This window comes from Pseudomonas sp. OST1909 (genome assembly GCF_015277575.1).
Taxonomy (GTDB): Bacteria; Pseudomonadota; Gammaproteobacteria; order Pseudomonadales; family Pseudomonadaceae; genus Aquipseudomonas; species Aquipseudomonas synxantha_A.
On the sequence record NZ_CP063780.1, the window covers coordinates 6006802 to 6024095 of the forward strand.

Annotated in this window: 14 protein-coding genes; 11 read left to right on the top strand and 3 right to left on the bottom strand. The window is 60.8% G+C overall.

The window, feature by feature from the left end; genetic code table 11:
• Positions 1-140 precede the first annotated feature (140 nt).
• The 5 genes from IH404_RS26310 (at position 141) to IH404_RS26330 (ending at position 4068) form a co-directional block, all read left to right on the top strand.
• Positions 141-1085 (top strand): choline ABC transporter substrate-binding protein, encoded by a 945-nt coding sequence (locus IH404_RS26310; RefSeq protein ID WP_194439446.1) that lies wholly within the window; start codon positions 141-143, stop codon positions 1083-1085.
• A gap of 73 nt (positions 1086-1158) precedes the next feature.
• Entirely contained in the window at positions 1159-2046 is an 888-nt protein-coding gene (locus IH404_RS26315; RefSeq protein ID WP_005792163.1) for a 3-keto-5-aminohexanoate cleavage protein, read from the top strand.
• Positions 2047-2109: 63 nt separating this feature from the next.
• Positions 2110-3075, top strand: a complete 966-nt coding sequence (locus IH404_RS26320) for an L-carnitine dehydrogenase (protein ID WP_194439448.1) — start codon at positions 2110-2112, stop codon at positions 3073-3075.
• A 12-nt stretch (positions 3076-3087) separates the two neighbouring features.
• Positions 3088-3579, top strand: coding sequence for a thioesterase family protein (locus IH404_RS26325; RefSeq protein WP_005792165.1), 492 nt, complete (start codon positions 3088-3090; stop codon positions 3577-3579).
• A gap of 225 nt (positions 3580-3804) precedes the next feature.
• Positions 3805-4068 carry a hypothetical protein gene (locus IH404_RS26330; protein WP_005792166.1) on the top strand — a complete coding sequence of 88 codons (264 nt, stop codon included), beginning with the start codon at positions 3805-3807 and terminating at the stop codon, positions 4066-4068.
• 88 nt (positions 4069-4156) lie between these two features.
• Here IH404_RS26330 and IH404_RS26335 read toward each other — a convergent pair whose 3' ends face one another.
• Together IH404_RS26335 and IH404_RS26340 are read right to left on the bottom strand one after the other, a co-directional pair.
• Complete coding sequence (locus IH404_RS26335; RefSeq protein ID WP_005792167.1) at positions 4157-5260, bottom strand: GlxA family transcriptional regulator; 1104 nt, start codon at positions 5258-5260, stop codon at positions 4157-4159.
• 498 nt (positions 5261-5758) lie between these two features.
• Positions 5759-7135: an L-serine ammonia-lyase gene (locus IH404_RS26340; RefSeq protein WP_005792168.1), complete on the bottom strand. Its 1377-nt coding sequence runs from the start codon at positions 7133-7135 to the stop codon at positions 5759-5761.
• Positions 7136-7551: 416 nt separating this feature from the next.
• On the opposite strand from IH404_RS26340, the gene IH404_RS26345 reads away from it, so the two are divergent.
• The 3 genes from IH404_RS26345 to choV all read left to right on the top strand — a co-directional run bounded on the left by IH404_RS26345 (position 7552) and on the right by choV (position 10589).
• Positions 7552-8499 (top strand): choline ABC transporter substrate-binding protein, encoded by a 948-nt coding sequence (locus IH404_RS26345; protein WP_032879044.1) that lies wholly within the window; start codon positions 7552-7554, stop codon positions 8497-8499.
• Positions 8500-8568: 69 nt separating this feature from the next.
• The gene (gene choW, locus IH404_RS26350) at positions 8569-9414 is read left to right on the top strand and encodes a choline ABC transporter permease subunit (protein WP_003194913.1); all 846 of its coding nucleotides are present in this window, start codon (positions 8569-8571) and stop codon (positions 9412-9414) included.
• Positions 9411-10589, top strand: a complete 1179-nt coding sequence (choV, locus tag IH404_RS26355; protein WP_005792170.1) for a choline ABC transporter ATP-binding protein — start codon at positions 9411-9413, stop codon at positions 10587-10589. The genes choW and choV overlap by 4 nt, the downstream gene beginning before the upstream one ends.
• A gap of 155 nt (positions 10590-10744) precedes the next feature.
• Here the strand turns inward: choV and IH404_RS26360 are convergent, their stop codons facing one another.
• Entirely contained in the window at positions 10745-12679 is a 1935-nt protein-coding gene (locus IH404_RS26360) for a BCCT family transporter (protein WP_232289439.1), read from the bottom strand.
• 390 nt (positions 12680-13069) lie between these two features.
• On the opposite strand from IH404_RS26360, the gene betI reads away from it, so the two are divergent.
• The 3 genes from betI (at position 13070) to betA (ending at position 17106) form a co-directional block, all read left to right on the top strand.
• Entirely contained in the window at positions 13070-13663 is a 594-nt protein-coding gene (gene betI / locus IH404_RS26365) for a transcriptional regulator BetI (RefSeq protein WP_005792172.1), read from the top strand.
• 110 nt (positions 13664-13773) lie between these two features.
• The gene (gene betB, locus IH404_RS26370) at positions 13774-15246 is read left to right on the top strand and encodes a betaine-aldehyde dehydrogenase (RefSeq protein WP_005792173.1); all 1473 of its coding nucleotides are present in this window, start codon (positions 13774-13776) and stop codon (positions 15244-15246) included.
• Positions 15247-15402: 156 nt separating this feature from the next.
• The gene (gene betA, locus IH404_RS26375; RefSeq protein WP_005792174.1) at positions 15403-17106 is read left to right on the top strand and encodes a choline dehydrogenase; all 1704 of its coding nucleotides are present in this window, start codon (positions 15403-15405) and stop codon (positions 17104-17106) included.
• The last annotated feature ends 188 nt before the right edge of the window (positions 17107-17294 follow it).

Genomic DNA, 17294 nt, shown 5'->3' on the forward strand with positions numbered 1-17294 from the left:
ACGGATTCAAGGGGACAGGTCGCTGCAGTGCAAGAGCCGGTCGCCGTCGTGCGTTTTGTGGCTCGCCAAGCTGCGTAACGTGGCGTCACGGTGCACAAAGACACCGGCCCCCACAATAACGACCTGCCGAGGGACCCACCATGAACCGACTGATTCGCCGTTGCGTACTTGCACTCAGCGCCAGCGCCGTTTTGAGCACTAACGCCATGGCAGCGGATGCCGCTTCATGCCAGAACGTACGCATGGGCGTGGTGAACTGGACCGACGTGATCGCCACCAGCGCCATGACTCAAGTGCTGCTCGACGGCCTCGGCTACAAGACCAAACAAACCAGCGCCTCCCAGCAAATCATCTTCGCCGGTATCCGCGACCAACGCCTGGACCTGTTCCTGGGCTACTGGAACCCGCTGATGACCCAGACCATCACGCCGTTTGTCGAAGCCGGGCAGGTCAAGGTCCTGGATAAACCCAGCCTGGAAGACGCACGCGCCACCCTGGCGGTGCCGACTTATCTGGCAGACAAGGGCCTGAAGACCTTCGCTGACATCGCCAGGTTCGAGAAAGAGCTGGGCGGCAAGATCTACGGCATCGAGCCCGGCTCAGGTGCCAATACCCAGATCAAGGCGATGATTGCCAAGAACCAGTTTGGCCTGGGCAAGTTCCAACTGGTGGAGTCCAGCGAAGCCGGCATGTTGGCCGCTGTGGACCGCGCCGTGCGCCGCAAGGAAGCCGTGGTGTTCTTTGGTTGGGCGCCGCACCCGATGAACGTGAATGTGGCGATGACCTACCTCACCGGCAGCGAAGACGCCCTGGGGCCGAACGAAGGCCGGGCCAGCGTATGGACCGTCACGTCGCCAACCTACGCCGAGCAGTGCCCCAACGTGCACACGCTGCTGACCAACCTGACGTTCACCGCCGCCGACGAGAGCCGCATGATGCAGCCGCTGCTCGATCACAAGGATGCCCTGGAATCCGCCAGGCAGTGGCTCAAGGATCACCCTCAAGACCAACAGCGCTGGCTGGAGGGCGTGACCACGTTCGATGGCAAACCCGCGGCCGCCAACCTGAAACTCACCCGCAAATAACCTTCTCCGAATCACCGTTTCGCGGCCACTTGCGGCCGCGAACGGCACCACCACGCCTGTAAGGAACCGCCTCATGAACCACGACGTCATCATCACCTGCGCACTCACCGGTGCTGGCGACACGACCGCCAGAAGCCCGCACGTGCCGGTCACCCCCAAACAAATTGCCGCCGCCGCAGTAGAAGCCGCCAAGGCCGGCGCCACCGTGGTGCACTGCCATGTACGCGACCCGCACACCGGCAAATTCAGCCGCGATGTAGCCCTGTACCGTGAGGTGATGGAGCGCATCCGCGAGGCCGACATCGACATCATCGTCAACCTCACCGCCGGCATGGGCGGCGACCTGGAAATCGGTGGCGGCGAGAACCCGATGGACTTCGGCCCCAACACTGACCTGGTCGGCCCACTGACCCGCCTGGCGCATGTGGAGGAACTGCTGCCGGAGATCTGCACCCTGGACTGCGGCACCCTCAACTTCGGCGACGGCGACACCATTTACGTGTCCACCCCGGCGCAACTGCGGGCCGGCGCCAAGCGTATCCAGGCCCTGGGCGTAAAGGCCGAGCTGGAAATTTTCGACACTGGCCACCTGTGGTTCGCCAAGCAGATGATCAAGGAAGGGCTGCTCGATAACCCGCTGTTCCAACTGTGCCTGGGCATTCCCTGGGGCGCGCCGGCCGATACCACCACCATGAAAGCCATGGTCGACAACCTGCCCGCCGACGCGGTGTGGGCAGGGTTCGGGATTGGTCGCATGCAAATGCCGATGGCCGCGCAAGCGGTGCTGCTGGGCGGCAATGTACGGGTGGGCCTGGAAGACAACCTGTGGCTGGACAAAGGCGTGCTCGCCACCAACGGCCAGTTGGTGGAACGCGCCATTGAAATCCTCAGCCGGCTGGGTGCGCGGGTCATGACCCCGGCCGAGGGGCGAATCAAGATGGGCATGACCAAACGCGGTTAAACATGTGGAATCGTCGCACCGCCCCTCCCACAGGGGATCCCCGAACTCTCTAGGAATGTGCCAATGAGCTTTATCACTGACATCAAAACCTTCGCTGCCTTGGGCAGCGGTGTTATAGGCAGCGGCTGGGTATCCCGTGCCCTCGCCCACGGCCTCGATGTGGTCGCCTGGGACCCTGCCCCCGGTGCCGAAGCAGCCTTGCGCAAACGCGTCGCCAATGCCTGGGGCGCGCTGGAAAAACAAGGCCTGGCACCGGGTGCCTCCCAGGATCGGCTGCGCTTTGTCAGCACCATCGAGGAATGCGTCAAGGACGCCGACTTCATTCAGGAAAGTGCCCCGGAACGCCTGGAGCTCAAGCTGCAGTTACACAGCCAGATCAGCGCGGCGGCCAAGCCAAATGCGTTGATCGGTTCGAGCACGTCCGGGCTGTTGCCAAGCGAATTCTATGAAGGTTCGACCCACCCGGAACGCTGCGTGGTCGGCCACCCGTTCAACCCGGTTTACCTGCTGCCCTTGGTGGAGGTGGTGGGCGGCAAGCGCACTGCGCCAGAAGCGATCCAGGCGGCCATCAAGGTGTATGAATCCCTCGGTATGCGCCCGCTGCATGTGCGCAAGGAAGTGCCCGGTTTTATTGCCGACCGGCTGCTCGAAGCGTTGTGGCGCGAGGCGCTGCACCTGGTCAATGACGGCGTGGCCACCACCGGCGAAATCGATGACGCGATTCGCTTTGGCGCCGGCCTGCGCTGGTCGTTCATGGGTACCTTCCTCACCTACACCCTGGCAGGCGGTGATGCCGGTATGCGGCACTTCATGGCGCAGTTCGGCCCGGCGTTGCAGTTGCCATGGACCTACCTGCCAGCACCGGAACTGACCGACAAGCTGATTGACGACGTGGTCGATGGCACTAGCGATCAGTTGGGCCAACACAGCATTTCGGCGCTGGAGCGCTATCGTGATGATTGCCTGTTGGCAGTGCTTGAGGCGGTGAAAACCACCAAGGCCCGGCACGGCATGACCTTCGCCGAATAAAGGGAGCCGATAATGCCCGCATTGACCACCTATACCACCCGAGTCCTTCCCGACTGGGTGGACTACAACGGCCACCTGCGCGACGCGTTCTACCTGCTGATCTTCAGCTACGCCACCGATGCGCTGATGGACACCCTGGGCCTGGACAGCGACAACCGTGAAGCCAGCGGCCACTCATTGTTCACCCTGGAGCTGCATCTGAACTACCTGCACGAAGTGAAACTGGGCGCCGAGGTTGAAGTGCACACCCAACTGATCGCCCATGACGCCAAGCGCCTGCACCTTTATCACAGCCTGCACCGGGTGGGCGATGACAAGGAACTGGCCGGCAATGAACAGATGCTGCTGCACGTCGATCTGGCCGGGCCGCAGGCTACGCCGTTCACCGAGGCCACGCTGCAACGGCTCGCCGCGATCAGCGCTGCACAGGCCGAGCTGCCAAGGCCCGCCCTGCTTGGCCGCGTCATCGGTTTACCGGCAAAAAAAGCCCCGAGCCAGCCGTGACTGGATCGGGGCAGAGGGGCCTTGTGTGAGCTGTGCATCTGGAGGGTGACCAAACCGTCAAGCTGCGTGCCTGGGATCAGTGTGCCTATTAACCGTATTGCCAAGTGACCCGAAAACGACCTGTTCATAGCCATCCAAGCCATTGCTCGATTCTGCGCTTGCCCACCCGGCGGGGGCCTACCAGAATCCAGGTCAATCCCTGTTCCCTACACCAGGATAAACGTCATGATGCACGCGGATTTGATTGACCAGGATGACCTGCTGAGCCAACTGCGCTCGCTGGGGTTTGAAGTATCCAGCGGCTCCAGTGCCGAGCAGGCGTGTGAATGTGCGGTGCGCGGTTTGAGCGAAGCGCGAGCCAAGGCGCTCAAGGGGATGGTGGAGCAGATGTATACCGGCAAGGCGACCATTTTGCCGGCGGTACGCCAGGCGATCGATAAGCAGCTGTTGCCGGCGCTGATGCAATTCAAACAGAACTCCGGCGCCTGAAAATACCGCTATCGCAGGCAAGCCAGCTCCCACAGGAGAACGCATTCCAAGGTGGGAGCTGACTTGCCTGCGATGCAGACGACTCGGTTTAGAGCCTTACACTGGCAAACGTCGACTCGTTCCTGGCCTGGCTCAACGCCGACATCGGCCCCGACAACGGTGACAACACCAGTGCCTGCGGAATCGGCATCATCGCCACTTGCTGGGTGGTGTTGGAACCGACACGTTCATCGCGTGGCGGTATGCCGAAGTATTCGCGGTAGCACTTGGAGAAGTGCGGCGTGGACACGAACCCGCACACCGACGCCACTTCGATGATCGACATCGGTGTTTGCTTGAGCAACTGCCGTGCACGGATCAGGCGCAGCTTGAGGTAATACCGCGACGGCGAGCAGTGCAGGTATTTCTGGAACAGCCGCTCCAACTGGCGGCGCGACACGGCGACATACACCGCCAGCTCATCCAGGTCGATCGGCTCTTCCAGGTTGGCTTCCATGAGCGCGACGATTTCCTGCAGCTTCGGCTGGTTGGTGCCGAGCATGTGCTTGAGCGGCACGCGCTGGTGATCCTGTTCGTTGCGGATGCGTTCGTAGACGAACATCTCGGAGATGGCAGCCGACAATTCACGGCCGTGGTCGCGGCTGATCAGGTGCAGCATCATGTCCAACGGCGCAGTGCCGCCGGAGCTGGTGAAGCGGTTGCGGTCGAGCGTGAACAGACGCGTGCTCATCGCGACGCGCGGGAAGGCTTCCTGCATCGACGCCAGGCATTCCCAATGCACGCTGCAATCAAAACCGTCGAGCAAACCCGCGCAAGCCAGGGCCCAACTGCCGGTACACACGGCACCCAGGCGACGGGATTGACGCGCCTGGCTTTGCAGCCACGACACATGCTCACGGGTGACCGTGCGCTGGATACCCACGCCCCCGCAGACGATGACCGTGTCCAGCGCCGGCGCTTTGTGCATGGAGGCGTCCGGGGTGATTTGCAGGCCGTCGCTGGCCCATACCTGGTTGCCGTCCACGCTCAGGGTTGTCCAGCGGTACAGCTCGCGGCCGGACAACTGGTTGGCCATGCGCAGGGGTTCCACGGCCGACGCCAGTGAAATCAGCGTGAAATTGTCCAGCAGCAAAAAGCCGATGGATTGAGGCGCACGGTTCTGGGGTTGGGCCCCGGAGTTGAACGACGTCATCGCGGTATCTCCTCACACAAAGCAGGTGATGGCCTCAGGCGAGGCTCTTGTTATTGCGCTCATCCCCTGCGAGAGGAGAGAGGCTTTGAATTGACAGAGCAAATGCCATGCCGAAAATTGAATGGCTATTCAATAACTCCTGAAAACGACCTGTTGATGCGTCTATATAAGCCCGCGCGTGGGGTGCGGGATATGGCGTGAGAAGGGTGCTACTCAAAGCGTGTGAGCAAATCGGTAGCACTTGTGGGAAGGCGCTTTGCGGGCGTAGGACATGTCTGTCACCCAAAGCACAATGCGCAGGTGACGAGAGGGAAATCGTTTGGTAGCTACTTATCTGTTTGCGACGCGCTAAAAGGTGGCGTTTTTTGATCTGGTGTTCACTTTATGAGCAATTGTGTCTGCACTATTGCTATCGGGGGCAAGCCCCCTCCCACATTTTGAAGGTGTTCACAAATCAAGTGTGGGAGGGGGCTTGCCCCCGATGCAGGCGACTGGGTCTCAGCACTCAACCGCACTCACCGCCAACCCACCGCGTGATGTCTCTTTGTACTTGTCATGCATATCGGCCCCGGTATCACGCATGGTGCGGATCACCCGGTCCAGGGAGATAAAGTGCTGGCCGTCGCCACGCAGGGCCATTTGCGCCGCATTGATGGCCTTCACCGCCGCAATCGCATTGCGCTCGATACACGGCACCTGTACCAGGCCGCCGACCGGGTCGCAGGTCAGGCCGAGGTTATGTTCCAGGCCGATTTCGGCGGCGTTGCACACCTGCTCCGGCGTGGCACCTAGAATCTCCGCCAAGCCAGCTGCGGCCATCGCGCAAGCCGAGCCTACTTCACCCTGACAGCCGACTTCAGCACCGGAGATCGAAGCGTTCTTCTTGCACAAGATACCTACCGCCGCCGCGCCGAGCATATAGTCGACCACGTTGGCTTCGGTGACCTCCTCACTGAACTTCATGAAGTAGTGCAGCACTGCCGGGATGATCCCCGCCGCGCCATTGGTCGGCGCCGTCACCATGCGCCCACCGGCGGCGTTTTCTTCGTTGACCGCCAGGGCGAACAGGTTGACCCACTCCATGGCGCTCAAGGTCGAGCCGATCACATTGGGTTTGCCCAGCTCTTGCAAACTGCGATGCAACTTGGCGGCGCGGCGGCGCACATTGAGGCCGCCGGGCAGGATGCCTTCGTGCTTGAGACCCTGCTCCACGCAATCCTGCATGGCGCGCCAGAGTTTCATCAGGCCACTGCGGATTTCTTCTTCGGAGCGCCAGGTCTTTTCGTTCGCCAGCATCAGTTCGGCGACGCGCAGGTTGTGGGTCTTGCACAGCTGCAACAGCTCAACCGCACTGGAAAAATCGTAAGGCAATTCGGTGCGGTCCATATCGGCCACGCCGCTTCGGGCCTGGGCCTCATCCACCACAAAGCCGCCGCCGACCGAATAGTAGGTATCGCGATGCAGTTCGCCGTCATCGCCCCATACCACCAGGGTCATGGCGTTGGGGTGGAACGGCAGGTTCTCGTCGAGCAAGCGCATGTCCCGCGCCCACACAAATGGCACCGGCAAGCGGCTGTCCAGCAACAGGGTGTCGGTTTCACGCAAGGTTTGAATGCGTACGCCGATTTGCGAGGGGTCGATTGCGTCCGGCCACTCGCCCATCAGGCCCATGATGGTTGCGGTGTCACTGCCATGGCCGATGCCAGTGGCAGACAACGAGCCGTACAGTTGCACTTCGACACGCCGAACCCGTTCCAACAGTTCACGCTCACGCAACGCCTGCACGAACAACGCCGCGGCGCGCATGGGGCCCACGGTGTGAGAACTCGAAGGCCCGATGCCGATCTTGAACAGGTCGAAAACGCTGATAGCCATTAACGTGTAACTCCTCGATAAGCGCGGGCCGGGCTTGAACGAGGTGCTACGCTCAGATCGCCCAGATGGCGGCATCATCAAGCTTTTGTTGCTCGCCACGGCGTCTCACACCGACGCATCCATGCTCACCAGCGTCGCTCGCGTGCGAACGCCTGTTTTGGCCGTTTTTTGCGGTGCAGATGGGTAAAAACAGCAGTTTTACCTTGGGAAAAAGCTGTAAGCGACGTCATCGGTACTGGATGCGACCCTCCCTGTACTGGATACGACGCCCCCTGTAGGCGTCAGATTTTCACTGGTACATGATCAGTCTCGACTCGTTTGCAAGGCACCGCGCCAGAGCTGTTCTCGCACGCTCCAACCGCAACACTTATAAAGCGCGGCGAATGCCGCCAGAAAAGACACAGGAGTCTACCCCGATGAAAGGTTCACCCTCGTTGTTGTTGGCCGCCATGCTGAGTCTGCCCGTCATGGCACACGCCGCAGAACCGGAACAGTGCAAGACCGTCAACTTCTCCGATGTCGGCTGGACCGACATCACCGTCACCACCGCGACCACCAGCGAAATCCTCAAGGGCCTGGGCTACAAGCCGCGCACCACGATGATTTCGGTACCGGTGACCTACAAGTCCCTGGCCGACGGCAAGAACATGGACATCTTCCTCGGCAACTGGATGCCAACCATGGAAAACGACATCAAGCAGTACCGTGATGCCGGCACCGTGGAAACCGTGCGCGCCAACCTGGAGAACGCCAAGTACACCCTGGCGGTCCCACAGGCGCTGTACGACAAGGGCCTGAAAGACTTCGCCGATATCGCCAAATTCAAGGATGAGCTGGGCGGCAAGATCTACGGCATCGAGCCGGGCAACGACGGCAACCGCACCATCCAGACACTGATCGACAAAGACGCCTTCGGCCTCAAGACCGCCGGTTTCAAGGTGGTCGAGTCCAGCGAAGCCGGGATGCTCTCCCAGGTTGAACGCGCCTCCAAGCGCAACCAGGCCATCGTGTTCCTCGGCTGGGAACCGCACCCGATGAACACCCGCTTCAAGATGAAGTACCTGACCGGCGGCGACGATTCGTTCGGCCCCAACTATGGCCAGGCCACCATCTACACCAACACCCGCAAGGGCTACACCCAGGAATGCAGCAACGTCGGCCAGTTGCTGAAAAACCTGGTGTTCACGCTGGACATGGAAAGCACCCTGATGGGTAACGTCCTGGACGACAAGATGAAGGCCGACGCCGCCGCCAAGGCCTGGCTGCAGAAGAACCCGCAAGTGCTCGACACCTGGCTCGCCGGTGTCACCACCGTCGATGGCAAACCAGGGCTCGATGCCGTTAAAGCTTACCTCGCCAAATAGCACCCGCTGACCCCGGGCCGGTGCGCTGGCCCGGGATGTTTTCCCCTTCGCATGTGGACATTCACTACCATGCTGACTGAACAGAAAATCCCTCTAGGCCAGTACATCGCTGCCTTCGTCGACTGGTTGACCCAACACGGTGCCAACTATTTCGACGCAATCGCATCGACACTGGAAACGATGATCCACGGCGTGACGTTTGCGCTGACCTGGTTCAATCCGCTGGCATTGATCGGTCTGATTGCGCTGCTGGCTCACTTCATTCAACGCAAGTGGGGCCTGACGGTTTTTGTCATCGCCTCCTTCCTGCTGATCCTCAACCTGGGGTACTGGCAGGAAACCATGGAGACTCTGGCGCAGGTGTTGTTCGCCACCCTGGTCTGCGTGGTCATCGGCGTGCCGCTGGGCATTGTTGCCGCGCACAAGCCGATGTTCTACACCATGATGCGGCCGGTGCTCGACCTGATGCAGACCGTACCGACCTTCGTCTACCTCATCCCTACCCTGACCCTCTTCGGGCTGGGGGTGGTGCCCGGGCTGATTTCCACGGTGGTGTTCGCGATTGCCGCGCCGATCCGCCTGACCTACCTGGGTATCCGCGATGTGCCGCAAGAGTTGATGGACGCCGGTAAAGCCTTTGGCTGCTCGCGCCGCCAGTTGCTCTCGCGCATCGAGTTGCCCCACGCCATGCCGAGCATCGCCGCCGGCATTACCCAATGCATCATGCTGTCGTTGTCGATGGTGGTGATCGCCGCCCTGGTGGGTGCCGACGGCCTCGGCAAGCCGGTGGTCAACGCACTGAACACCGCTGACATCGCCTTGGGCTTTGAAGCGGGTCTGGCGATCGTCTTGCTGGCCATCATGCTCGACCGTATCTGCAAACAACCCGACGCTAAAGTAGGGGGTGATGCATGAGCATTATCCGATTCGACAATGTCGACGTGATCTTTTCCAAAGACCCACGCGAAGCGCTCAAGCTGCTGGACCAGGGCATGAGCCGTAACGAAATTCTGAAGAAGACCGGGCAGATTGTCGGCGTTGAAAAGGCCAGCCTGGATATCGAGAAAGGCGAGATCTGTGTGCTGATGGGCTTGTCGGGTTCCGGCAAGTCGAGCCTGCTGCGCTGCATCAACGGCCTCAACACCGTCAGCCGTGGCCAACTGTTTGTAGAGCATGAAGGTCGCCAGATCGACATCGCCTCCTGCACCCCCGCCGAGTTGAAAATGATGCGCACCAAACGCATCGCCATGGTGTTCCAGAAGTTCGCCCTGATGCCTTGGCTGACGGTGCGCGAGAACATCAGCTTCGGCCTGGAAATGCAGGGCCGTCCGGAGAAGGAACGGCGCACGCTGGTGGATGAAAAGCTTGAACTGGTGGGCCTGAGCCAATGGCGCAACAAGAAGCCCGACGAGCTGTCCGGCGGTATGCAGCAACGCGTCGGCCTGGCCCGCGCCCTGGCGATGGACGCCGATATCCTGCTGATGGACGAACCCTTCTCGGCCCTCGACCCGCTGATTCGCCAAGGCTTGCAGGATGAGCTGCTGGAGCTGCAACGCAAGTTGAGCAAGACCATCGTGTTCGTCAGCCACGACCTGGATGAAGCGCTGAAACTGGGCAGCCGTATCGCGATCATGAAAGACGGCAAAATCATCCAGTACAGCGTGCCGGAAGAGATCGTGCTGAACCCGGCGGACGACTATGTGCGCACCTTCGTCGCCCACACCAACCCGCTGAACGTGCTGTGCGGACGCAGCCTGATGCGCACGCTGGACAACTGCAAGCGCGTGAACGGTTCGGTGTGCCTTGATCCGGGTGGTGACTCGTGGCTGGACCTGGCCGAAGGCAACACCATCCAGGGCGCACGCCAGAATGGCGTGGCGATGAACCTGCAGAATTGGGCGCCGGGGCAAGCGGTGGAAGGTCTGGGCCGGGTGCCGACGCTGGTGGACTCCAACATCGGTATGCGCGATGCGTTGCAGATTCGCTACCAGACGGGGAACAAGCTGGTGTTGCATGACAACAACAAGGTGGTGGGGATCTTGGGTGACAGTGAGCTCTACCATGCCCTGCTGGGCAAGAACCTGGGCTGACGCTCACTAAAGCAATGCGGTCAATGTGGGAGCTGGCTTGCCTGCGATAGCTATGTTGGATTCACCCTTGCTATCGCAGGCAAGCCAGCTCCCACATTCGACCGCATTCAATGCTTGCAACAGCGGCGCCAGTGAAGGCGCCGCCAGCTCAACTATCAGCTATAGACCCGGCCAAGGAGCTGCCGATGGCTTTCAAACTGATCGAGCACATCCCGGGTGATCTGTTCCTGGGTGAAGCCCATCAGGTCGTATTCCTGAGGCCCGTTGTGCAGGTACACCTCGGCGCGGTAATAACGGGTGCGCTCTTCTTCAGGCAAGTCAGCCGGCGCCGACGAGTAAGCATCCAGGCTCACTTCGTAGACAAACGGGTTGCCCTCTTCCATCTCGATCCGCACGCCGATGCAGCGCTTGGACTTGCCCAGCAGTGTCTGCACTTCCAGCCCTTGCTCACGCAGCGCAACCGCCGCTTCTTCCAGCGCCGGCGTTACGTGCTTGTCCATAAAGCGTTGCACGGTGGCCTGGCTCGGTTGCAGGTCCAGCGCCGTCAAGCGCTCGCTGAACCCACGACGCCCGCGTTCAGCCAGTTGCGCCTGCTCCTGTTCGATGGCCACGTCCTGGCGCATCGCCTTGTGCAAACCGAACATAAAGAAGATCAGCACCACCGAGAACGGCAGCCCTGCCAGCACCACCATGGTTTGCATGGCTTCGAAGTTGCCGGCAAACAACAGGCCGATCGTCACCAGCGTAATGACCGCCGACCAGAAGATCCGCAACCAGTGCGGCGCATCTTCGTCCACATTGCCGCCTTTGCAGGACAGGTTGGCCATCATCACCGCGCCGGAATCCGCCGGGGTCAGGAACAACACAAAGCCCACGAAGATCGATACGCCGATGACAATTTTCGATGCCGGGTAATGCTCAAGCAGTTGGTAGATGGCCATGGACGGTTGCTCCAGCGCCGTCTTGCCCAACTCCACCGCCCCGTGGTTCAACACCAGGTCCAGGGCCGAGTTACCGAAGATCGACAGCCACGCCAGGGTAAAGCCCAGCGGGATCAGCAACACGCCAGCTACCAGCTCACGCACGGTACGACCGCGGGAAATACGTGCGATGAACATGCCCACAAATGGCGCCCAGGAAATCCACCAGGCCCAGTAGAACAGGGTCCACAGGCCCATCCAGCGCTCGGTCTTGTCGGCGTCGCCTTCGTACACGTACAGGTCGAAGGTTTTCAGAATGATGCCGTTGAGGTAATCGCCGGTGTTCTGCACCAGGCCGTTGAGCAGGTGCAGGGTCGGGCCGAACAGCAGCACAAAAATCAGCAAGCCGCTGAACAGCACGATGTTGAGGTTGGACAGGCGGCGAATACCGTTTTCCACGCCCGATACAGCGGCGATGGTTGCCACGGTGCTCATCACGATGATCACGATCAGCAAGTTGGTGTTGCTGTGCTCCATGCCAAACAGGTTTTCCAGCCCCGAGGACACCTGCATCGAGCCGATACCCAGATTGGTCACCAGCCCCAGCAAGGTGACGAACATGCCGAAACCGTCTACCGCATGGCCGGCCGCGCCCTTCACCCAACGCTCGCCCACCAGTGGGTAAAGCGCCGAACGCAAGGCCAGCGGCTGGTTATGACGGTACGCAAAATACGCCACAGCCAGGCCGACCAGGGCATAGATCGCCCAACCGTGCAGGCCCCAATGCAGGAAGGTCAGCTGCAGCGCCTGGCGGGCCGCGCCATTGCTGGCCGCTGCGCCTTCGGGCGGGTTGAAGTAGTGGTCCAGCGGCTCGGACGCACCGAAATACAACAGCGAAATGCCGATGCCCGACGAGAACAACATGCCGGCCCAGGCGCCGTAGCTGAAGTCCGGGGTGTCGTCCTTACTACCCAGTTTCAATTTCCCGTAGGACGAAAACGCCAGACCGACCACAAACACCAGGTAGGCGGCGATGACCACCATGTAGTACCAGCCAAAGCTCTTGGAAAGCCAGGCCTGGGCTACGCCGAGCATGCGCCCGGCCTCCTGCGGGGCGATGATCAGGATGGCGGTCAATATCAGAATCAGCGCGGTGGAGGTGTAGAACACCCAACCGTTGACCCGGACCTTTTCCGGCGGGGTCTTTATAAGAGAGGCAGAACTCATGGCGCAGATGCTCCAGGCAGTGCGAGAGAGAAACACAAGGCAACGGTTATCCCGGGACATCGATTTTTCGGCAGTCGACGGACGGGTGTTATAAAGACACCCCGAAAATTCTTGAGCCCGCCGAAGCGGTGATCAGGCGCTGAAGTGGCCTGTTTCAAGGGTTTTTGCAGGTGTCAGAGGTTGCAGCTCGCAGGTAGGAAATATCTGTAGGCAGCGACCATTTGTCGCAGATCTTATTCTTTGTTGATTGAACGTTCAATCAAAACAAAATAGACTGGCCCTCAAGCCGACGGACGTGGATCGCCCATCGGCAGGCCTAAGGAGAGGTGCTACATGCCCAAGGTCGGTATGCAACCCATACGCCGCCAGCAGTTGATCGAAGCCACTTTGACGGCCATCGATCAGGTCGGAATGGGAGATGCCAGCATTGCGCTGATTGCGCGGCTGGCCGGCGTCTCGAACGGCATCATCAGTCACTACTTTCAGGACAAGAACGGCCTGATTGCAGCGACCATGCGCTACCTGATGAATGCGTTGATCGAGAACGTCCACGAACGCAGGCGTGCCTTGAAGGATGACAGCCCACGGGCACACCTTCAGGTGATCATCGAAGGCAACTTCGACGCCAGCCAGGTCAACGGCCCAGCAATGAAAACCTGGCTGGCCTTCTGGGCCACCAGCATGCACCACCCGTCATTGCACAGGTTGCAGCGGATCAACGATCACCGTCTGTATTCCAACCTGTGTTGCCAGTTCCGCCGTGCGATGCCGTTACCCGAGGCACGCAGCGCAGCCCGCGGCCTGGCGGCTTTGATCGACGGTTTGTGGTTGCGCGGCGCCCTGTCGGGAGACGCTTTCGACACGGAGCAAGCGCAACGGATCGCTTACGAATACATGGATTTCCAATTGGCCAAGCAGGTGAGTTAGAGCACTTATAAACGCTCAACCCCTGAACGTCCGCCGCTCAGTGTTGCCACAACTCCATGGCCCACTGTACGGCGGGTAACGCCAACCACTTATGCACTTGCGAGGACTTTATGGCCCGTTTCGACCTGCAAAAACTCTACATTGACGGCGGCTACAGCGACGCTGGCAGCGATGCCACCTTCGAAGCCATCAACCCGGCTAACGGTGAAGTTCTCGCCCAAGTGCAACGCGCCACGAAAGAAGACGTCGAGCGTGCCGTGGTCAGCGCTGAAAAGGGCCAGAAAATCTGGGCTGCCATGACCGCCATGGAGCGTTCGCGCATCCTGCGTCGTGCTGTCGACATCCTGCGCGAGCGCAACGATGAACTGGCCGCCCTGGAAACACTGGACACCGGTAAAGCCTTCTCCGAAACCAAGTACGTCGACATCGTCACCGGCGCCGACGTGCTGGAATACTACGCAGGCCTGGTGCCAGCCATCGAAGGCGAGCAGATCCCGCTGCGCGACACCTCCTTCGTCTACACCCGCCGCGAGCCGCTGGGTGTAGTCGCCGGTATCGGCGCGTGGAACTACCCGATCCAGATCGCCCTGTGGAAATCCGCTCCGGCCCTGGCTGCCGGCAACGCGATGATCTTCAAGCCAAGCGAAGTCACCTCGCTGACCACCCTGAAACTGGCCGAGATCTACACCGAAGCCGGCGTTCCGGCTGGCGTGTTCAACGTACTGACCGGCAGCGGCCGTGAAGTCGGCACTTGGCTGACCGAGCACCCGCGCATCGAGAAAGTCTCGTTCACCGGCGGCACCGACACCGGCAAGAAAGTCATGGCCAGCGCCTCGAGTTCGTCGCTCAAGGAAGTGACCATGGAACTGGGCGGCAAGTCGCCACTGATCGTGTTCGAAGACGCCGACCTGGATCGCGCCGCCGACATCGCGATGATGGCCAACTTCTACAGCTCCGGCCAGGTCTGCACCAACGGCACACGTGTGTTCGTGCCCAAGCATCTGCAAGCTGCGTTTGAAGCCAAGATTGTCGAGCGCGTTGCGCGCATCCGTGTCGGCGACCCGCAGGACGACAACACCAACTTCGGCCCGCTGGTCAGCTTCGCCCACATGGAAAGCGTGCTGGGCTACATCGCCAAAGGTAAGGAAGAAGGCGCCCGCCTGCTGTGCGGCGGCGATCGCCTGACCGACGGCGACTTCGCCAAAGGCGCCTTCGTGGCCCCGACCGTGTTCACCGACTGCACCGATGAGATGACCATCGTGCGTGAAGAAATTTTCGGCCCAGTGATGAGCATCCTCACCTACGAGACCGAAGAAGAAGTGATCCGTCGCGCCAACGACACCGACTTCGGCCTGGCTGCCGGCCTGGTGACCCGCGACCTGAACCGAGCCCACCGCGTGATTCATCAACTGGAAGCGGGTATCTGCTGGATCAACGCCTGGGGCGAGTCCGACGCCAAGATGCCGGTCGGTGGTTACAAGCAATCCGGTGTAGGCCGTGAGAACGGGATCAGCTCGCTGAACAACTTCACCCGCATCAAATCGGTACAGGTTGAGCTGGGCGATTACGCCTCGGTGTTCTAACACCTGCGAGTCTTGTATTGCCCGTGAGGCCATCGCGGGCAAGCCCGGCTCCTACATTTGCGCTGTGTGAACCCGATCAAATGTGGGAGCTGGCTTGCCTGCGATCGAGTGCGAAGCACTCGCCAGACCTGACCACACTTCAAAGAGGGTACATTCATGTCCCAAGAATACGATTACATCATTGTGGGTGCCGGCTCCGCCGGTAACACCCTGGCGACCCGTCTGACCGAAGACGAAGGCGTCACTGTTTTGCTGCTCGAAGCCGGTGGCCCGGACTACCGCCTCGACTTCCGTACCCAGATGCCGGCCGCCCTCGCCTTCCCGCTGCAAGGCCGCCGTTACAACTGGGCCTACGAAACCGATCCAGAGCCACACATGGACGGCCGCCGGATGGAATGCGGGCGCGGCAAGGGCCTGGGTGGTTCTTCGCTGATCAACGGCATGTGCTATATCCGTGGCAATGCCATGGACTATGACAACTGGTCGAAGCTGCCCGGTCTGGAAGACTGGACCTACCTCGACTGCCTGCCGTATTTCCGCAAAGCCGAAACCCGCGACATCGGCCCCAACGATTACCACGGCGGTGAAGGCCCGGTCAGCGTGACCACGCCGAAAGCGGGCAACAACCCGTTGTTCCACGCCATGGTCGAAGCCGGCGTACAAGCCGGTTACCCGCGTACCGAAGACTTGAACGGTTACCAGCAAGAAGGCTTCGGCCCAATGGACCGTACCGTCACGCCGAATGGCCGTCGCGCCAGCACCGCACGCGGTTACCTGGACACGGCTAAAAAGCGTTCGACCCTGACCATCGTCACCCACGCCCTTACCGACAAAGTGTTGTTCGAAGGCAAGCGTGCCGTTGGCGTGCGCTACCTGATCGGCGCCGCCGAAGAGCGCGTTGAAGCCCGTGCGCGTAAAGAAGTGCTGGTGTGCAGCGGCGCGATCGCTTCGCCGCAACTGCTGCAACGCTCCGGCGTCGGCCCGGCCAAGCTGCTGGAAAGCCTCGACATCCCAGTAGTCCACGACCTGCCGGGCGTCGGCGAAAACCTGCAGGATCACCTTGAGCTGTACCTGCAATATGCGTGCACCCAGCCGGTGTCGCTGTACCCATCGCTGCTCTGGTACAACCAGCCGGCCATCGGTGCCGAGTGGCTGTTCAACGGCACCGGTATCGGCGCCAGCAACCAGTTCGAAGCCGGCGGTTTTATCCGTTCGCGTCCGGAATTCGAGTGGCCGAACATCCAGTACCACTTCCTGCCGGTGGCGATTAACTACAACGGCAGCAACGGTGTGAAAGAGCACGGTTTCCAGGCGCACATGGGCTCCATGCGTTCGCCAAGCCGTGGCCGCGTGCAATTGAAGTCGAAGAACCCACGGGACTACCCGAGCATCCTCTTCAACTACATGGCCACCGAGCAGGACTGGCAGGAATTTCGCGATGGCATCCGCCTGACCCGTGAAATCATGCAGCAGCCGGCACTGGATCAATACCGTGGCCGCGAAATCAGCCCGGGTATTGAAGTGCAAACCGATGAGCAACTCGACAAGTTCATCCGCGAGCACGCCGAAACCGCGTTCCACCCGTCCTGCTCGTGCAAGATGGGCACCGACGAGATGGCCGTAGTGGATGGCGAAGGCCGCGTGCATGGTATGCAGGGCTTGCGTGTAGTCGATGCGTCGATCATGCCGATCATCACCACCGGTAACCTGAACGCGCCGACGATCATGATCGCCGAAAAAATCGCCGACAAGATCCGTGGCCGCAAGCCACTGCCGCGCAGCACCGCCGACTACTACGTGGCAGGCGATGCGCCGGTGCGTGGCAAGCCGATGCGTGAAGTAGGCCCTACTGCGCAGTAACTGATACACCGCGGTGCCTGATATCGCAGGCAAGCCAGCTCCCACATTTGACTGTGTTCACAAATCAAAATGTGGGAGCGGGCTTGCCCGCGATGAGGCCCGACCCGACACCGCAAGCCCCCCCTACACTTTCCTTGATCAGCTCTGCGCCCCGGCCTACTCTGTTGGCCTGCCGCGCGCCGAGCCGC

Coding starts and splice junctions, on each gene's coding strand:
- IH404_RS26325 (WP_005792165.1), top strand. CDS start 3,088: ATGCCCGCATTGACCACCTATACCACCCGAGTCCTTCCCGACTGGGTG.
- choW (WP_003194913.1), top strand. CDS start 8,569: ATGCTGACTGAACAGAAAATCCCTCTAGGCCAGTACATCGCTGCCTTC.
- betI (WP_005792172.1), top strand. CDS start 13,070: ATGCCCAAGGTCGGTATGCAACCCATACGCCGCCAGCAGTTGATCGAA.
- IH404_RS26330 (WP_005792166.1), top strand. CDS start 3,805: ATGATGCACGCGGATTTGATTGACCAGGATGACCTGCTGAGCCAACTG.
- choV (WP_005792170.1), top strand. CDS start 9,411: ATGAGCATTATCCGATTCGACAATGTCGACGTGATCTTTTCCAAAGAC.
- IH404_RS26335 (WP_005792167.1), bottom strand. CDS start 5,260: ATGACGTCGTTCAACTCCGGGGCCCAACCCCAGAACCGTGCGCCTCAA.
- betB (WP_005792173.1), top strand. CDS start 13,774: ATGGCCCGTTTCGACCTGCAAAAACTCTACATTGACGGCGGCTACAGC.
- betA (WP_005792174.1), top strand. CDS start 15,403: ATGTCCCAAGAATACGATTACATCATTGTGGGTGCCGGCTCCGCCGGT.
- IH404_RS26310 (WP_194439446.1), top strand. CDS start 141: ATGAACCGACTGATTCGCCGTTGCGTACTTGCACTCAGCGCCAGCGCC.
- IH404_RS26345 (WP_032879044.1), top strand. CDS start 7,552: ATGAAAGGTTCACCCTCGTTGTTGTTGGCCGCCATGCTGAGTCTGCCC.
- IH404_RS26340 (WP_005792168.1), bottom strand. CDS start 7,135: ATGGCTATCAGCGTTTTCGACCTGTTCAAGATCGGCATCGGGCCTTCG.
- IH404_RS26320 (WP_194439448.1), top strand. CDS start 2,110: ATGAGCTTTATCACTGACATCAAAACCTTCGCTGCCTTGGGCAGCGGT.
- IH404_RS26315 (WP_005792163.1), top strand. CDS start 1,159: ATGAACCACGACGTCATCATCACCTGCGCACTCACCGGTGCTGGCGAC.